The sequence below is a fragment of the Serratia bockelmannii genome, from assembly GCF_008011855.1.
In the GTDB taxonomy this organism is placed as follows: Bacteria; Pseudomonadota; Gammaproteobacteria; order Enterobacterales; family Enterobacteriaceae; genus Serratia; species Serratia bockelmannii.
Genome location: NZ_VOUX01000001.1, coordinates 169,210 through 185,145, shown reverse-complemented (window position 1 = coordinate 185,145; position 15,936 = coordinate 169,210). Strand labels below are relative to the sequence as shown.

Here is a 15,936-nt window from a genome sequence, read left to right as displayed (position 1 = left end):
GGTAGAGACACCTGCATCATTTCCCCCTTACCCCGCCGGAGTGGTCGCCAGCGTCTGCTGGCGCCAGGCGGTGAGATAACGCACCCAACGTTCGAACAGCATATCGGTGATAATAGCCAACAACGCCACGACCGCCGCGCCCTGGATCACATAGGCGGTGTTAAACCCGCTCAGGCCGATGATGATCGGCGAACCGAGCGTTTTGGTACCGACGGTGGAAGCGATGGCCGCCGTGCCGATGTTAATGATCACCGACGTGCGGATCCCGGCGACAATCACCGGCGCCGCCAGCGGCAGTTCAACCCGCCACAGAATTTGCCAGGCGCTCATCCCCACGCCGCGGGCGATCTCGCGCGTGGCGGGCGGTACCGATTCGATGCCCGCCAGCGTGCCCTGCAGGATCGGCAGCAGGCCGTACAGCACCAACGCAATGATCGCCGGCTGCTCGCTGAAGCCCATCACCGGCACCGCTACCGCCAGCACCGCCACCGGCGGGAAGGTCTGCCCCACCGCCACTACCGTTTCCACCAGCGAACGAAACTCCCGGCCGCTGCGTCGGGTCACAGCGACGCCCGCCGCCACGCCGATTACCACCGCGATCAGGCTGGAGATCGCCACCAGCGACAGGTGCGCCCCCACCAGCGCGATAAAGCTGTCCTGCTGATAAATGGGCCGCTCCAAATCAGGGAACCAGGCGGCGAACAGGCCGCGCAGATGATCCATGCCGAACACCAGCGCCAACAGCAGCGCCAACGTCCAGGGCAGCGGATCGCGCAGCAGGCGCCCGATGCGCCCGCTCATGACAGCGCCTGCCCGGCGATCAGATCGTGGAAGTGCAGAACCCCCAACGCTTCGCCCCGTTCATCCACCACCGGCAGGCAGTCGCTGCCGCGCGCCACGAACACCGACAGCGCCTCGCGCAGGCTCATGGCGGCGGCGATCGGCTCGCCCCCAGCGACGCCGGGCCGCACCCGCTCCGCCACCGTACCCAGCGACAGCAGCTTGATGCCGCGATCGCTGCGCCCGAAGAAATCGCGCACGAAATCGTTGGCCGGCGCGGTCAGCAGCGCCAGCGGCGTGCCCTGTTGCACCACGCGCCCCTGATCGAGCAGCACCAGGCGATCCGCCAGGCCCAGCGCCTCGTCAATGTCGTGCGTCACCAGCACGATGGTGCGGCCCGAGATCTGATGAATGCGGGCGATCTCCGCCTGCAGCGCCGTGCGGGTGACCGGATCCAGCGCGCCGAACGGTTCGTCCATCAGCAACACCTCGGGATCGGCGGCCAGCGCACGCGCCACCCCCACCCGCTGCTGTTGCCCGCCGGACAGCTGGTGCGGGTAGCGACGGCGAAACAGATCCGGCTCCAGGTGCAGCAGCTCCAGCAACTCGGTAACCCGATCGCGGATGCGCGCACGCGGCCATTTCAGCAGTTGCGGCACGGTGGCGATGTTCTCCTCCACCGTCCAGTGCGGGAACAGGCCGATCGACTGGATCGCATAGCCCATGCGCCGCCGCAGATCCTGCGGTTTGAACGACTGGATCTCTTCGCCGGCAAAGAGGATCTTGCCCCGATCGTGTTCTATCAGGCGATTGATCATTTTTAACGTCGTGGACTTGCCAGAACCCGAGGTGCCGATCAACACGGTGAATTCGCCCTCGGCGATGTGCAGCGTGAGATCGTCGACCGCCGGCTTGCCCTGAAAAATTTTGCTGACTTGCTCAAAGTGAATCATCGGCGCGATACGTCCAGGATTGAAACCCAAAATTTAAACAGCGAATCGACGATGACCGCCATCATGACCACCGGGATCACCCCCAGCAGAACCAGATCCAGCGCGCTGCTGAGCAGCCCCTGGAACACGATGGCGCCAAAACCGCCGGCGCCGATCAGCGCCGCCACCACCGCCATGCCGACGGTTTGCACCGCCAGGATGCGCACGCCGGTCAGGAACAGCGGCAACGCCAACGGCAGCTGCACGCGCAGGAAAATCTGCCCGCGCGTCAACCCCATGCCGGTGGCGGACTCAATCACCCCGGCCGGCACGCTCTGCAGCCCCGCCACCACGCTGCGCACCAGCGGCAACAGCGCGTACAGCACCAGCGCCACGATCGCCGGCGCCATGCCGATGCCGCTGACGCCGTGCTCCGCCAGCCAGGGCACCGCCGCCGCCAGCCCCGCCAGCGGCGCGATCAGCAGGCCGAACAGCGCGATGGAAGGCACGGTCTGGATAATGTTCAGCGCGGAAAAAATCGGCCTCTGCCAGCGCTCGGAGCGAAAACACAGCACCCCGAGCGGCACGCCGATCGCCAGCGCCGGGGCCATCGTCGCCAGCAGAATGGTCAGGTGCTGCAACAGCGCGGCGTCAAACACCTCCTGACGATTGTGGTACTCCTTCAGCAGCGACAGCTGATCGAGCTGATGCCCGAACAGCAGCAGCGCCGGCGGCACCAGCACCAGCGCGTTGCCCAGCATGCGCCACAGGTGCGACGCGGTGAGGCGCGCCATGGCGTCGGCCGCGATCAGCAGGCTCAGCGCCATCGTCAGCCAGCAGCCGCTGCCCCAAGAGGTGCGCGCCAGGCGCGACCCCTCCTGCGCCAGGCGTTCGGCGGCCTGCCCACTGATCCAGAAGGCCAGCGTCAACACCCCGCAGGCGGCCAGCGCCGCCAGCAGCGCCCGCCCCCGCGTCGGCGGCAACAGGCTGAGGCTCGCCAATGCCGCCAGCGGCAACAGCAGCCACAGCGCCGGGCCGTGCAGCAGGGAGAACAAGGAGAGGCTTTTGCCCGACAACAGGCGATTGGGGGCATAACTGAGGAACGGCAGGCCGAACGCGGCCAGCAGCAACAGCATGAACAGCGTCAACAAGACGCGATGTTTTACGGCGATAGTCAAAGAAACGCTCCGGCTCCCTCGGTTAACCCCCTCTCCCGACGGCAGAGGGGGCACCTCGGCATTATCCCTTAACAAACCCTTTCTCTTTCAGGTAAGCGGCCGCCACCTGTTTGGCGTCCTGGCCTTCCACGGCGATCTGCGCGTTGAGTTTTTGCAGCGTGGGCCCGTCCAGCGAGGCGAACACCGGCTTCAGCAGCTCAGGTAGATTGGCGTGCGCTTTCAGCGCCGCTTCGCGCACGATCGGCGCCGGCGCGTAGATCGGCTGTACGCCTTTCGGGTCCGCCAAGGTCTGCAACCCCAGCGCCGCTACCGGGCCATCGGTGCCGTAGGCCATCGCCGCGTTGACGCCGGAGGTCTGCTCCGCCGCCGCCTTGATGGTCACCGCCGTATCACCGCCGGCCAGGGACAGCAGCTGATCCTGATTCAGTTTGAAACCGTAGGCACTCTGGAACGCCGGCAGCGCATCCGGCCGTTCGATAAATTCCGCCGAGGCCGCCAGCTTGAACTTGCCGCCACCGTTGATCCACTTGCCGAGATCCGACAGCGTTTTCAGATGATTGGCCTCCGCCACGTCCTGGCGAATAGCGATGGTCCAGGTGTTGTTGGCCGGCGCCGCGTCCAGCCAGACGATTTTGTTTTTGTCGTAGTCGAGCTGTTTCACTTTCTCGAAGCCGGCCTGGGCGTTCTTCCACGCCGGATCTTTCTCATCGGAGAAGAAAAACGCGCCGTTGCCGGTGTACTCCGGGTAGATGTCGATCTCACCGGAGGTGATGGCGCCGCGCAGCACCTTGGTGGTGCCGAGCTGCAGCTTGTTGGTGGTCTTGATGCCGTTGGCTTCCAGCACCTGCACGATGATGTTGCCGAGCAGCGAACCTTCGGTATCGATCTTGGAGCCGACGCGCACCGAGTCGGCCGCCTGCGCCAGGCCGCCGGTGGCCAGCAGAGCCAGCGCGACGGCAAAGGAACGTCCGCGTGATAAGGTGATTGCCATACTTTTCCTCTGGTTATACGTTTTCCGGCTCATGGGCCAGTTAGGTTGGAAAATCCTGAGAAACGCGCTTCCAGCGCGCAATAAATTTTTCCGTCGGCAGGGCATCGCCTCCCCCCTGCGGTTCACCGGCGCGCAACGGATGCACGCCGACGTCGATCGGCGTCAGGGCGTAATCGCGCAGCCACTCGCCGTAGCCTTGCGCGACAAATCCCTGACTGCGCCGCTGATACGCCTCGCGCTCCGCCAGATAGACTTCGCGCAAACCATACCAGGGCAGGCCGGGCAGATCGTGATGCACTAAATGGTAGTTCAAATTGAGAAACAACAGCCGCCACGGCCAGCCCGCCTCATTAATAATAGAACGTGCCTGCGGTGCGTCCACGGCGCGATGCTCAAAAAACGATCTCACCTTGGTCAGCGCCAACGCCGGATAGCTGATGGCCAACAGGTAAAACGCCGTGCCGATACCCTGCATCTGCAACCAGTGCAGCAGTACCGCCAACAGCGACAGGTGCGCTAACCACCTCGCCCAGGCGCGCCACTCCCCTCCGGCGAGCGCTTTCACCGCCCCGGCCAGGGTCGCGGCAATATCCAGCGCCGGGCCGAGGAGCACCCGGCCGATCAGCGTATTGCGCACGGCGGCCAACAGCGGCAACAGGCGGGGATAACGCCGCCACTGCGCGGCGCTGAAGTAATAGCTTTCGGGATCTTCGTGCGGATCGGTCAGGTGGTCGTTGCGGTGGTGGCGCAGATGCGAATCGCGATACAGCCCATAGGGATACCACACCGCCAGCGGCAACAGGCCGAACAGCTGATTGACGCGCGGCCAGCGCGTCGGGTGGCCGTGGATCAGCTCGTGTTGCAACGACAGGTACCAGGTGGTCAGGAGGATCAGCAGCGGTGCGCCAAGCCACGGGCCCAGCGCCTGCCAAGAATACGCCACGCCGAACCAGCCGCCGTACACCGCCGCCATGATCCCCCAGGTGGGCAGCTCCAGCCGCCAATGCCGGCGCCGATAAAGCTGCCTGATTCGTTCGCGCTGTTCGGGGTGCAAATAGTGGGCGTGGGACATGCTGCGGCTCGCGGTAAGAGATTTTCTCTCAGTATCCGTGAGCCGTTGCGGCGTTCAAAATAACGAAAATGGCAAAGCTAAGTGAAAATTCAGCGGGTTGCGTACGCGGCCTGCGGTTCGCACGCCACCGGGAAATTCACCGAATTGGCGATAAAGCACAGGTGATGCGCCTTCTCATGCAGCTGTTGCGCCAGTTGCAGATCGTCGCCATCGCGCACCGTGACCTGCGGCCGCAGCGTCACCGAGGTGAAAAAGCCGCCGCGCGCGGCGTCTTCGCGCATCACGCCCACGGCATCGTCCTGATAGGCCAGCACCGAAATCCCCGAGGTGGCGCACAGATGCAGGTACCATAATTTGTGGCAAGCGCTGAGCGATGCTACCAGCAAATCCTCCGGATTCCAGCGCGTCGCGTCACCGCGGAAGGCCGGATCGGCTGAGCCGGCGATATCTGCCTTGCCCACGGCGCCGATCAGGTGATCGCGTCCATAAGCGCGATAATCTTCCGTGCCTGCGCCCAGATTCCCCTGCCAGGTCACCGAGACCTGATAATGATGCTCGCCTTTCATGTCTTTTGCTCCCGTTGGCCGGCCAATGAAAAATTGTCTGGGTGCATGCCCGGAGAACACTATTGGCGGAAAAGCGTGAATACGCAAACGGCGAAACGAGAAAAAGCGGGCCGCGCAGGCGGCCCATCGGTCACATCCCTTCAGGGAACGAAATCGAGCACCACGGCGTTGAACAGCGCGTACTCGGTGGCGTTGGCCATCGGCGGAAACTGCGCGTGCTGCACCGCCGCGCTGGCCGCCGCACACAGGGGCGCATCGCCCCTCACGATCTTGCTGCTCACCAGCTTGCCGTCCGGCCGCAGCCGTATGCTGATGGTGCAGCGTTGGCCGCGCGCGTGTTCCGGCAAACGCAGCTCGCGGCTCACCGCGTTATGCACCCGCACCGGATAGCTGAGCGGCGTCGCAGTCTGCGCCTCGGCCTGCGGCCCCGGCAACGGGGTGCCGGCCTGATGGCCGGCACCCGCGCCGCAGCCGCTCAACAACAACAGCGCCAACAGGCCTAGTGTCTTTTTCATTCCCGATGTCCTTATTGGGGATTAATCTTTATCGAGCGCCCTTACTGCGCCGCTGGGTAAGCCTCACCGTCATCCGCGTAACGCTGCAGGCGCTCGCGCCACCACTTGGCCGCCAGGCCGCTGGCGCTTTCACGCCAGCCGAAATAGGCAGCGTCGCTGCAGCGCTCAGATTCAACGCGTTTCGCCACCAGTTCGCCGCTGTTCAGGTAAGGTTCCGCCAGAGAGCGCGGCAGATAGCCACAGCCCAGCCCGGCCAACTGCGCCTGCAGTTTGGCGTCAAAGCCGAAGACCGTCAGCGTATCCTGTTCTTCCAGCAGGTTCAGGCTCTGCGGCGCGTTGACGCGCGAGGTATCGCGCACCACCACCGCCCGGTGCTGACGGATCTCATCCTTCGGCAACGGTTCCGGCAGCGCCGCCAGCGGATGCTGCGGCGCGACGGCGAACACGTAATCCAGCTGCCCCAGGCGGCTGAACGCATAGCCCACCCGCGACGGCGGCTCGCAAATGGCGCCGATGATAATGTCGGCGCAGCCGTAAACCAGCGACTCCCAGGAACCGGCCAGCACCTCGTGGCTGAAACGCAGCCGGGTATGGTGATGCTGCCGATAGAACTCGTCGATCAGCGGCAACAGGCGGGCAAACGGGAAGGAGGCGTCGATCCCAAGCGTGATCTCGCTTTCCCAGCCGTTCTCCACGTAGCGCGCCTGCTGTTCCAGATCCTGCGCCGCGCGCAGCAGCACCCGCCCTTTTTCCAGCATCAGCTTGCCGGTATCGGTAAACTTCGCCCGATGGCCGGAGCGGTCCAGCAGGGTGATGTCGAGATCGTTCTCGAGCTTTTGCACCATATAGCTCAGTGCCGAAGGGGTTTTAAACAGTGCGGCGGCCGCGGCGGCGAAAGATCCGTGCCGGTCCAGCGCGTCCAAAATCAGCAGCGCTTCCAGGTTTAATCTCATGCTTTCTCCCGTGTATAAAAAAACTCAACAAGTCGGCAAAAATTCTGCGGTATCTTTGAAATCGCCCTCTGCCTACCATGGGTTTTATCGGCGTTACACTCATCAGATGTTCAACCGAAATATCACTGGGAAGGTAAATTATGTCCAAGTTTCAACTGCTTGATAAAGACAATTCCGCACTGATTTTTATCGATCATCAACCACAAATGGCCTTCGGCGTGGCTAATATTGATCGTCAGCAACTGAAAAACAACGTTGTTGGTTTGGCGAAGGCAGGCAAGATTTTCAACGTCCCCACCCTTTTCACCTCGGTCGAAACCGAAAGCTTCAGCGGCTATATCTGGCCGGAACTGCTGGCGGTACACCCTGAAATCACCCCGATTGAACGTACCTCGATGAACTCCTGGGAAGACGCGGCCTTCGTTAAAGCCGTGGAAGCCACCGGCCGCAAAAAGCTGGTGATCTCCGCGCTATGGACCGAAGTTTGTTTGACCTTCCCGGCGCTGATGGCGCTGGAAGCCGGCTATGAAGTGTACGTGGTGACCGACACCTCCGGCGGCACCTCCGTCGATGCGCACGAACGCTCGATCGATCGCATGGTGCAGGCCGGCGCCGTACCGGTGACCTGGCAACAGGTGCTGCTGGAGTACCAACGCGACTGGGCACGCAAAGACACCTACGACGCGGTGATGGCGCTGGTGCGCGAACACAGCGGCGCGTACGGCATGGGCGTCGACTACGCTTACACCATGGTGCACCACGCACCGGCCCGCACGGTGAAATAATTCCCCCTGCCCCGGCCCCGCGCCGGGGTATTTTCAGGAGTCGGTTTTATGGCCCATCCGCAGCATGTCACGCTGGTGATCACCCACCGTTTGGCGCCGGGGAACGAGCAGGCCTATGAGGCCTGGCTGAACCGCATCATGCCGGACGCCGCGGGCTTCACCGGCCATCTGGGCGTCAACGTCATCCGCCCATCCGACAGCGAACAGGCCTATACGGTGCTGGTCCGCTTCGACAATGTCGACAATCTCTACCGCTGGCTCAACTCGCCGCTGCGCAAGCAATACATCGAAGAAGTCACTCCGCTGTTGCTGGAGAACGACCATATCGAGATCCGCCCCGGCGCGGAGTTCTGGTTTACCCCACCCAACCCCAACGTGCGCCAGCCGCCCCAGTGGAAGCAGTTCATCATCACCCTGCTGGTGATCTTCCCTTCCACCAATCTGGTGCCCTGGTTTTGGGGGCTGGCGCTGCCGCAGCTGGACGGCACGCTGCTCGGCCATTTTCTCAATGACGCCACCGTGGTCGCCCTGGTGGTGTACCTGTGGATGCCCATCGTGACTCGCGTTTTTCATCAATGGCTGACCCGCCGCTAGGCGGTTCGCCGGGAGAATGTTATGAACCACCACGCTTCATTGATCATCACCAACGGCAAGTTTCACACCGTCGATCGCCAAAATCCTACCGCACAGGCGGTCGCCATCCGCGACGGCAAGTTTCTGGCGGTCGGCAGCGAAGGCGAAGTCATGCAGCACGCCGGGCCGGAAACCCAGGTGATCGACCTGCATGGCCACACCGCCATTCCGGGCCTGAACGACTCGCACCTGCACCTGATCCGCGGCGGCCTGAACTACAACCTGGAGCTGCGCTGGGAAGGCGTGCCTTCGCTGGCCGACGCGCTGCGCATGTTAAAAGAGCAGGCGCTGCGCACGCCGAGCCCGCAATGGGTACGGGTGGTCGGCGGCTGGACCGAATTCCAGTTTGCCGAACGCCGCATGCCAACGCTGGACGAAATCAACCAGGCGGCGCCGGACACGCCGGTATTTATTCTGCATCTCTACGATCGCGCGCTGCTCAACCGCGCGGCGCTGAAGGTGGTCGGCTACACCAAAGACACGCCGAACCCACCGGGCGGCGAGATCCAGCGCGACGCCAACGGCAACCCGACCGGCATGCTGATCGCCAAACCCAACGCCATGATCCTGTACGCCACGCTGGCGAAAGGGCCGAAGCTGCCGCTGGAACAGCAGGTCAACTCCACCCGACAGTTCATGCGTGAGCTGAACCGCCTCGGCCTCACCAGCGCCATCGACGCCGGCGGCGGTTTCCAGAACTACCCGGAGGATTATCAGGTGATCGCCGAGCTGCACGAGAAAAAGCAGCTGACCATCCGTATCGCCTATAACCTGTTCACCCAACGGCCGAAGCAGGAACTGGAAGACTTCGAGCTGTGGACTGATATGCTCAAGCCAGGCCAGGGCACCGATTTCTATCGCCACAACGGCGCCGGCGAGATGCTGGTGTTTTCCGCCGCCGACTTCGAAGACTTCCTGCAGCCGCGCCCGGATCTGCCGCCGGGCACCGAAGACGAGCTGGAGCGAGTGGTGCGCCATTTGGTCGAGCACCGCTGGCCGTTCCGCCTGCACGCCACCTATGACGAATCCATCAGCCGCATGCTGGACGTGTTCGAGAAGGTGAACCGCGATATTCCATTCAACGGCCTGCACTGGCTGTTCGACCACGCCGAAACCATTACCGAACGCAATATTGAGCGCGTCAAGGCGCTGGGCGGCGGCATTGCGGTGCAGCATCGCATGGCGTTCCAGGGCGAATATTTCGCCGATCGCTACGGCATCGAAGCCACCAAACATACGCCGCCGGTAGCGAAAATGCTGGCGGCTGAGCTGCCGGTCGGGCTGGGCACCGACGCCACCCGCGTCGCCAGCTACAACCCGTGGACGGCGCTGTACTGGCTGGTCTCCGGCCGCACCGTCGGCGGCATGGCGATGTACGACGACAGCGCCCGTCTGGATCGCGAAACGGCGCTGATGCTGTGGACGCAAGGGAGCGCCTGGTTCTCCACCGAACAGGGCAAGAAAGGCCAGATCAAGGTCGGTCAGTTGGCGGATATGGCGGTGCTGTCGCAGGACTATTTCAGCGTGCCGGAAGAGCAGATCAAAGGCATCGAGTCGGTGATGACGGTGGTGGATGGCAAAGTGGTCTACGCCGCTGGCAGCTTCTCGCCGCTGGCGCCACCGCCGCTGCCGGTGCTGCCGGAGTGGTCACCGGTCACTCAAGTGCCGGGCCACTACCGCTCCGCGCCGCCGTCGGCGGCGGCCCGCGTCGGGGTAGTGAGCCAGGCGCACCAATGCTGCGGCCCGTGCGGCGTACACGCGCATCAGCATGACATTGCGCGCCGCTCCAGCATCCCGGTGTCGGACGAGAATGCCTTCTGGGGCGCGTTCGGCTGTTCGTGCTTCTCGTTCTAAGTTGCCAGCCCAGCAACTTATTACGCAACTAGCTTAATAAGATACTAAGTTAGTAAAGTAGCAAATTAATGGCGCTGTCCACGGAGAGCGCCATTTTATTGTCAATCGCGGTTGATCTCCAGCCAGCGCCGCTGCTCGGCGGAGGTGGCTATCGCATCCAGCACGCAAGACACCTTCCAGCCTTCTTCAAAGTCCGGCCACATGCGATCGCCCGCGGCGATGCCGTTGACCAGATCGCGGATCTCCACCGTTTTCTGATCGTTAAAACCAATGCCGTGCCCGGCGCTGATGCAAAACGCCGCATAGTCCGGGTGCTTCGGCCCCACCAGCAACGTCTTGAACCCCTGCCGCTCCGCCGGTTCATCATGCCGATACAGCTTCAGCTCCGCCATCCGTTCCTGGGTATAGCTCAGCGTGCCTTTAGTGCCGGTGACCACATAGGTCAGCCCCATCTTGCGCCCGCAGGCGATGCGCGACGTTTCGATCGTGCCCATCGCCCCGCCGGCGAAACGCAGCAGTGCACTGGCCTGATCTTCGTTTTCCACCGGCAGCAGGCGCGCCGGGTCTTGCGGGTCCGGGCGCTGCTTGATCACGGTCTGCATATCGCCAGAGACCGCCACGATATCGCCCACCAGGTAGTGCGCCATATTGACGATGTGCGCCGCCAGATCCCCCAACGCGCCCAGCCCGGCGCTGGCGCGGCGGCAGTGCCAGTCGATCGGCGTGCGCGGGTCGGCCAGGTAATCCTCATTGTGGGTGCCGTAAAAATGCACCACCTCGCCGATTTCGCCGTTGGCGATGATCTCGCGCGCCAGCTGGCTGGTCGGGTTCTTCATGTAGTTGAAACCGACCAGCGTTTTCACGCCCTTGGCGCGGGCGGCCTGCACCATCTCCGCCGCGTCGGCGGCGTCCAGCGCCAGCGGTTTTTCCGAATATACGTGCTTGCCGTGGCGGATCGCCTCCAGCGCCATCTCTTTGTGCAAGAAATTAGGGGCGCAGATGTCTACCACGTCGATCGCCGGATCGGCCACCAGCTGCCGCCAGTCGCCGGTCGAACGCGCAAAGCCGAACTCGGCCGCGCGCTGCGCCGCCAGCTCGGGCGTCACCTCCGCCAGCATCTCCAGCACCAGATCCCCTTTAAGGGGAAATACCGTGGGGGCCTGCGCATAAGCGATAGCGTGACAACGCCCGATATAGCCGGTGCCAATTAACCCAACGCGTACCTGTTTCATCATTTTCTCCCGTGACCGAAATTCTGTGTAGAACCAGGCGCGGCTCAATGAAACGCGCCGATTGATAACGGGTTTATATGGAATATAAATTTCAATAACAAGCACGCGGGAAAATAAAGTTCATATTCGTGATGCCGTTCATGAAACGTTGACGGGATGATGCAATGAGGAAAGCCCGGACGCGGCTGGTCGTATCCGGACGGGATAAAATGAACCATTTATTTCATATTACGGCAAACCGTTGGCACCGTGTTGCACGTAGCCAGGGCGTTGCATCAGGCGCTGCTGATAGGCCGCCAGCGCCGCATAATTCGGCCGCTCGAACGGCGTCATCAGCCAGCGGTTCAGCGACAGCCCCAGCACCACGTCCGCCAGCGTGAAGGTAGCGCCGGCGGCATAAGGGCCGTGCTGCGCCAAATGCCTGTCCAGCAGCCCCATCAGCCGATTCCACTCGCGTTCGGCGGCGGCCAGGCTGGCGGCATCTTGGTAATCCGCATGCCCGCGCACGCGCGACATGAACACATAGCGCCAGGCGCCGTTCAGATCGGTGGCCTGCCAGTCCATCCACATCTCCACCGCCGCGCGCGCGCCGGGTTCCTGCGGCAGCAGATCGCGGCGCCCTTCCCGCCCCACCAGATAGCGGCAAATGGTGTTCGACTCCCACAGCACCCGCTCGCCGTCAATCAGCACCGGCACCAGGCCGTTGGGATTCAGCGCCAGAAACGCCGGCTCCTGCGTGGAGCGAAAGCCGCTGCCCCAGTCTTCCCGTTCCAGCGTCAGCCCCAGCTCCTGACAGGTCCATAACACTTTGCGCACGTTGATTGATGAAGCCTTGCCCAAGACTCTCAGCATCGGTTTTCCTCTTATCTATTCTTTCCAGAAAGGTTTACATCCTTCACGCAGCGCTTCTGCACGCGACAAACCAATATCGATCAGCCGCGCATCGTCCAGCAATAATAATTCTTTTCGCGTCCTGTAGCGTTGCAGATACAGACGCCAGCGTGACCCACCGAATGAGCGCCGCCGCGGCGCGCCAGTAAACAGAGCCATCTTGTTATTCTCCCTGATGTTTTCGCGTTGCAGTCATCATGCTCGCCGAGAGAAAAACAATACAGATTCACGCTGGCGCTATTTTTTTCATACAGCTGCACCAAAAAACCCACTGAATGGTTTACTTTGAAAGCATCTGTACCGGTTTTTTAATTCTTACCGCCGATGAGAGGCCTCTGTATGACACGCTACGCCACGCTGGCCGCCATTCTCAGCCAACGCATTCAGCAAGGGTTGTATCCGGCCGGCCATCGCCTGCCTTCGGTGCGCGCATTGAGCCAGGAGCACGGCGTCAGCATCAGCACGGTGCAGCAAGCCTACCGGCTGCTCGAGGAACAGCGCCTGGTGGAAGCGCGGCCGAAGTCGGGCTACTTCGTGCATACGCGGCGCGCTCAGGCCGAGCTGCCCGCTATGACGGCGCCGGTGCAGCGGCCGGTGGACATTTCGCAATGGGAGCAGGTGCTGGAGCTGGTGCGCAGCCGGCCGCGCGAAGGCCTGATCCAACTGGGGCGCGGCATGCCGGACGTCGCCGAGCCGACGATGAAACCGCTGATTGTCGCCCTGCGCAACGCCGCCCGCCACGGCGACCTGCGCAGCCTTTATTACGACAGCATTCAGGGCGTGACCGCGCTGCGTGAACAGGTCGCTCGTCTGCTGCTGGATTCCGGCTGCCATATCGGTGCCGATCAGTTGCTGATCACCACCGGTTGCCAGGAAGCGATCTCCGCCGGGCTGCGCGCCGTTTGCCAACCCGGCGACATCGTGGCGGTCGATTCCCCCTGCTTCCACGGCACCATGCAAACGCTGAAGGGATTGGGCATCAAAGCGCTGGAAATCCCCACCGATCCGCTGACCGGCGTCAGCCTGGCGGCGCTGGAGATGGCCCTTGAACAGTGGCCGATCAAGGCCATTCTGCTGACGCCCAACTGCAACAACCCGCTGGGCTACATCATGCCCGACGCCCATAAACAGCGGCTGCTGACGCTGGCGCAACGCCACGATGCGGCGATCATCGAGGATGACGTTTACGGCGACATCGCCTATCACTACCCGCGGCCGCGCACCATCAAGTCGTTCGACGACGACGGCCGCGTGCTGCTGTGTAGCTCGTTTTCCAAAACGCTGGCGCCGGGGCTGCGCGTGGGCTGGATCGCGCCCGGCCGCTATCTGGAGCGGGTGCTACACATGAAGTTCATCGGCTCCGGCGCCACCGCCACCCAGCCGCAGCTGGCGATCGCCGAATTTATCCGCAGCGGGCACTATCTGCAGCACCTGCGGCGCATGCGCGCCCGCTACCAGCAGAACCGCGATCGCATGACCGATCTTATCCTGAAACACTTCCCGGTCGGCACCCGCGTCAGCCGGCCGCGCGGCGGTTTTATGCTGTGGATCGAATTGGACGAAGCGTTCGATACCCTGCGGCTAAACCGCCATCTCGAGCAGCAAGGCGTACAAATCGCCGTCGGCAGCATTTTTTCCGCCGCCGGCAAGTACCGCAACTGTCTGCGCATCAACTATGCGCCGACGCTGACGACGGAGATCGAACAGGCGGTACAACGGGTCGGCGCCACCATCCAGGCGCTGATGCCAACCGACAGTTTGGCGCAATCGGATTAAATCTTGACGCGATCGGATTATCGGCGCACGGACGGGCTGTTTTAGAGTAAGGCCTTCTCTTACCACTGGCAGGCAACAACCATGAGCAGCGATCAAATTCCGGTTTCCAACGCGTTGGCGGTGCGCCTCGCGGCGCAAGGCGTCGATCTCGAACGGGTCGGTCAGTTAGCCGGCTTGCCCGCCGGGCTGCTCAGCGAGCGGCGCGTAAAAGTGCGGTTGACCACCCACCAGTTCTTCGCCGTCTGGCGCGCCCTCGCCCAACTGAGCGACGATCCCGCCTTTGGTCTGCGGCTGGGCGGCGACGTCGCGCCGGAGCATTACGATATCGCGTCAGTCGCCGCACTGCACTCCGCCACGATGGGCGAGGCCCTGCGTAAAGTCGCGCGCTACAAACGGTTGGTGTGCCCGGAAGAACTGATGCTGGAGGAAGATGGCGACAGCGTTCGGCTGCATACGCGTTGGACGATGATCGAGGACCATACGCCGGAATTGCTGATAGACACCATGTTCGCCTCTATCACCACCCTGTGCCGCCGTGGCACCGGTTTACCGCTGCAGCCCAAGGCGCTTGAGGTGACCCGCCGTCGCGATCCCCACTCACCGCTGCTGCGCCACTTCGGCTGCCCGGTGCGATTCGACGCGCCGCTGGACGTGCTGGTATTTGACCGTGCGCTGATGCAGCAGCCGCTCATCACCCACGACCAGGACATGTTGGCGCTGCTGCTGCCGGAGCTGGAGGCCGAGTTGGCCGAAGCGCGCGCCGAGCAAGACTTGCCCACACAGGTGATGACGATCCTCGGCCGCAGCATGCGCGGCCAGCGCCCCAGCGTCAACAGCGTGGCCGCGGAGCTCTATCTCAGCCCGCGCACGCTGCAGCGCCGTCTGCAACGGCACGGCTACAGCTACCAGCAGTTGCTGGACAAAACCCGCCACCGCACCGCCTGCCGCTTGTTGGCGGATACCGATCTTGAGCCTGGGGAAATTGCCTTTGTGCTGGGATTCGAAGAGCTGAATTCGTTCAGCCGCGCCTTTATTCAGTGGGAAGCGCTGACGCCCAGCCGCTGGCGCACTCAGCGTGCAGCCGACCATCGGGAGGACAGAGCATGAAAGTGATTATCTTCGGCGCCAGCGGCATGGTGGGCCAGGGCGTGCTGCGAGAATGCCTGCGCGATCCGCGGGTCAGCGAAGTGCTCAGCATCGGCCGGCGCCCGTTGGCGCAGAGCCACGCCAAACTGCGCCAGCTCTCCCTGCCCGACCTGCGTGACCTGCGTGACCTGTCGGCGCTGGAGCCGCAGCTCGCCGGCTACGACGCCTGTTTCTTCTGTCTGGGGATTTCGTCCGCCGGCCTGAGCGAAGCCGAGTATCGCTCGGTAACTTACGACCTGACGCTGGCCGCGGCTCGCCCGTTGGCGACGCTGAACCCGACGATGGTCTTCATCTACGTTTCCGGCGTCGGCACCGACAGCAGCGAACGCGGCCGCAGCATGTGGGCCAGGGTCAAGGGCGCCACCGAAAACGCGCTGCTGGCGCTGCCGTTCCACGCGGTGATGTTCCGCCCCGGCGCCATTGTGCCGCTGCACGGCATTCGCTCCAAAGTCCGTACATACGATCTGATTTATCGGCTGTTCAAACCGCTGTGGCTCGGCGCATTGCGGCTGTTTCCCTCGCAGGTGAGCAGCACCGAACGAATCGGGCTGGCGATGCTGGCAGTGGCGCGCCGGGAAACCGCCTTGCGCATCCTGGAGCCGCCGCAGATCAATCAACTGGCGACGCGCTGA

The 15,936-nt window shown here is 63.1% G+C and carries 17 protein-coding genes; 6 read left to right on the top strand and 11 right to left on the bottom strand.

Translation table 11 applies throughout. The annotated features are described in order from the left end of the window. Window positions 1–27: 27 nt before the first annotated feature. The 8 genes from FOT55_RS00960 to FOT55_RS00925 form a co-directional block, all read right to left on the bottom strand. Complete coding sequence (locus tag FOT55_RS00960) at window positions 28–801, bottom strand: ABC transporter permease (protein WP_025302044.1); 774 nt, start codon at window positions 799–801, stop codon at window positions 28–30. Next, entirely contained in the window at window positions 798–1,733 is a 936-nt protein-coding gene (locus FOT55_RS00955; protein WP_060432688.1) for an ABC transporter ATP-binding protein, read from the bottom strand. Before FOT55_RS00955 ends, FOT55_RS00960 begins: the two co-directional genes overlap by 4 nt. Further along, window positions 1,730–2,890, bottom strand: a complete 1,161-nt coding sequence (locus FOT55_RS00950) for an ABC transporter permease (protein ID WP_099816760.1) — start codon at window positions 2,888–2,890, stop codon at window positions 1,730–1,732. The genes FOT55_RS00955 and FOT55_RS00950 overlap by 4 nt, the downstream gene beginning before the upstream one ends. A gap of 61 nt (window positions 2,891–2,951) precedes the next feature. Beyond that, window positions 2,952–3,881 carry a glycine betaine ABC transporter substrate-binding protein OsmF gene (gene osmF / locus FOT55_RS00945; RefSeq protein WP_025302041.1) on the bottom strand — a complete coding sequence of 310 codons (930 nt, stop codon included), beginning with the start codon at window positions 3,879–3,881 and terminating at the stop codon, window positions 2,952–2,954. Between the two features lie 40 nt (window positions 3,882–3,921). Then, entirely contained in the window at window positions 3,922–4,953 is a 1,032-nt protein-coding gene (locus tag FOT55_RS00940) for a fatty acid desaturase (RefSeq protein ID WP_038629055.1), read from the bottom strand. 89 nt (window positions 4,954–5,042) lie between these two features. Beyond that, a complete protein-coding gene (locus tag FOT55_RS00935) occupies window positions 5,043–5,519 on the bottom strand; it encodes an OsmC family protein (RefSeq protein WP_033642352.1) in 477 nt (158 codons plus the stop codon). A gap of 140 nt (window positions 5,520–5,659) precedes the next feature. Next, a complete protein-coding gene (locus tag FOT55_RS00930; RefSeq protein ID WP_147822958.1) occupies window positions 5,660–6,034 on the bottom strand; it encodes a cell envelope integrity TolA family protein in 375 nt (124 codons plus the stop codon). Window positions 6,035–6,075: 41 nt separating this feature from the next. Then, window positions 6,076–6,987, bottom strand: coding sequence for a LysR substrate-binding domain-containing protein (locus FOT55_RS00925; protein WP_025302038.1), 912 nt, complete (start codon window positions 6,985–6,987; stop codon window positions 6,076–6,078). A 140-nt stretch (window positions 6,988–7,127) separates the two neighbouring features. Between FOT55_RS00925 and FOT55_RS00920 the strand changes: the two genes are divergently transcribed. From FOT55_RS00920 to FOT55_RS00910, 3 genes are read left to right on the top strand one after another with little or no spacing between them, the layout of a single operon-like run. Continuing rightward, window positions 7,128–7,772 carry a hydrolase gene (locus tag FOT55_RS00920; protein ID WP_004939390.1) on the top strand — a complete coding sequence of 215 codons (645 nt, stop codon included), beginning with the start codon at window positions 7,128–7,130 and terminating at the stop codon, window positions 7,770–7,772. A gap of 48 nt (window positions 7,773–7,820) precedes the next feature. Further along, window positions 7,821–8,366 (top strand): antibiotic biosynthesis monooxygenase, encoded by a 546-nt coding sequence (locus tag FOT55_RS00915; RefSeq protein ID WP_049203908.1) that lies wholly within the window; start codon window positions 7,821–7,823, stop codon window positions 8,364–8,366. A gap of 21 nt (window positions 8,367–8,387) precedes the next feature. Continuing rightward, complete coding sequence (locus FOT55_RS00910; RefSeq protein ID WP_049203907.1) at window positions 8,388–10,259, top strand: amidohydrolase; 1,872 nt, start codon at window positions 8,388–8,390, stop codon at window positions 10,257–10,259. A 101-nt stretch (window positions 10,260–10,360) separates the two neighbouring features. Here FOT55_RS00910 and FOT55_RS00905 read toward each other — a convergent pair whose 3' ends face one another. The 3 genes from FOT55_RS00905 to FOT55_RS00895 all read right to left on the bottom strand — a co-directional run bounded on the left by FOT55_RS00905 (window position 10,361) and on the right by FOT55_RS00895 (window position 12,541). Then, window positions 10,361–11,491, bottom strand: a complete 1,131-nt coding sequence (locus tag FOT55_RS00905) for a Gfo/Idh/MocA family protein (protein ID WP_089195652.1) — start codon at window positions 11,489–11,491, stop codon at window positions 10,361–10,363. A gap of 228 nt (window positions 11,492–11,719) precedes the next feature. Beyond that, the gene (locus FOT55_RS00900; RefSeq protein ID WP_089195651.1) at window positions 11,720–12,343 is read right to left on the bottom strand and encodes a glutathione S-transferase family protein; all 624 of its coding nucleotides are present in this window, start codon (window positions 12,341–12,343) and stop codon (window positions 11,720–11,722) included. Between the two features lie 15 nt (window positions 12,344–12,358). Continuing rightward, window positions 12,359–12,541 carry a DUF1127 domain-containing protein gene (locus FOT55_RS00895; protein ID WP_016928567.1) on the bottom strand — a complete coding sequence of 61 codons (183 nt, stop codon included), beginning with the start codon at window positions 12,539–12,541 and terminating at the stop codon, window positions 12,359–12,361. A 180-nt stretch (window positions 12,542–12,721) separates the two neighbouring features. Here FOT55_RS00895 and FOT55_RS00890 point away from each other — a divergent pair, with 180 nt between their 5' ends. From FOT55_RS00890 to FOT55_RS00880, 3 genes are all read left to right on the top strand, one after another. Beyond that, a complete protein-coding gene (locus FOT55_RS00890) occupies window positions 12,722–14,158 on the top strand; it encodes an aminotransferase-like domain-containing protein (RefSeq protein WP_049203904.1) in 1,437 nt (478 codons plus the stop codon). A gap of 81 nt (window positions 14,159–14,239) precedes the next feature. Next, window positions 14,240–15,265: an AraC family transcriptional regulator gene (locus FOT55_RS00885; protein ID WP_025302032.1), complete on the top strand. Its 1,026-nt coding sequence runs from the start codon at window positions 14,240–14,242 to the stop codon at window positions 15,263–15,265. Beyond that, window positions 15,262–15,936, top strand: coding sequence for a Rossmann-fold NAD(P)-binding domain-containing protein (locus tag FOT55_RS00880; protein WP_147822957.1), 675 nt, complete (start codon window positions 15,262–15,264; stop codon window positions 15,934–15,936). The genes FOT55_RS00885 and FOT55_RS00880 overlap by 4 nt, the downstream gene beginning before the upstream one ends.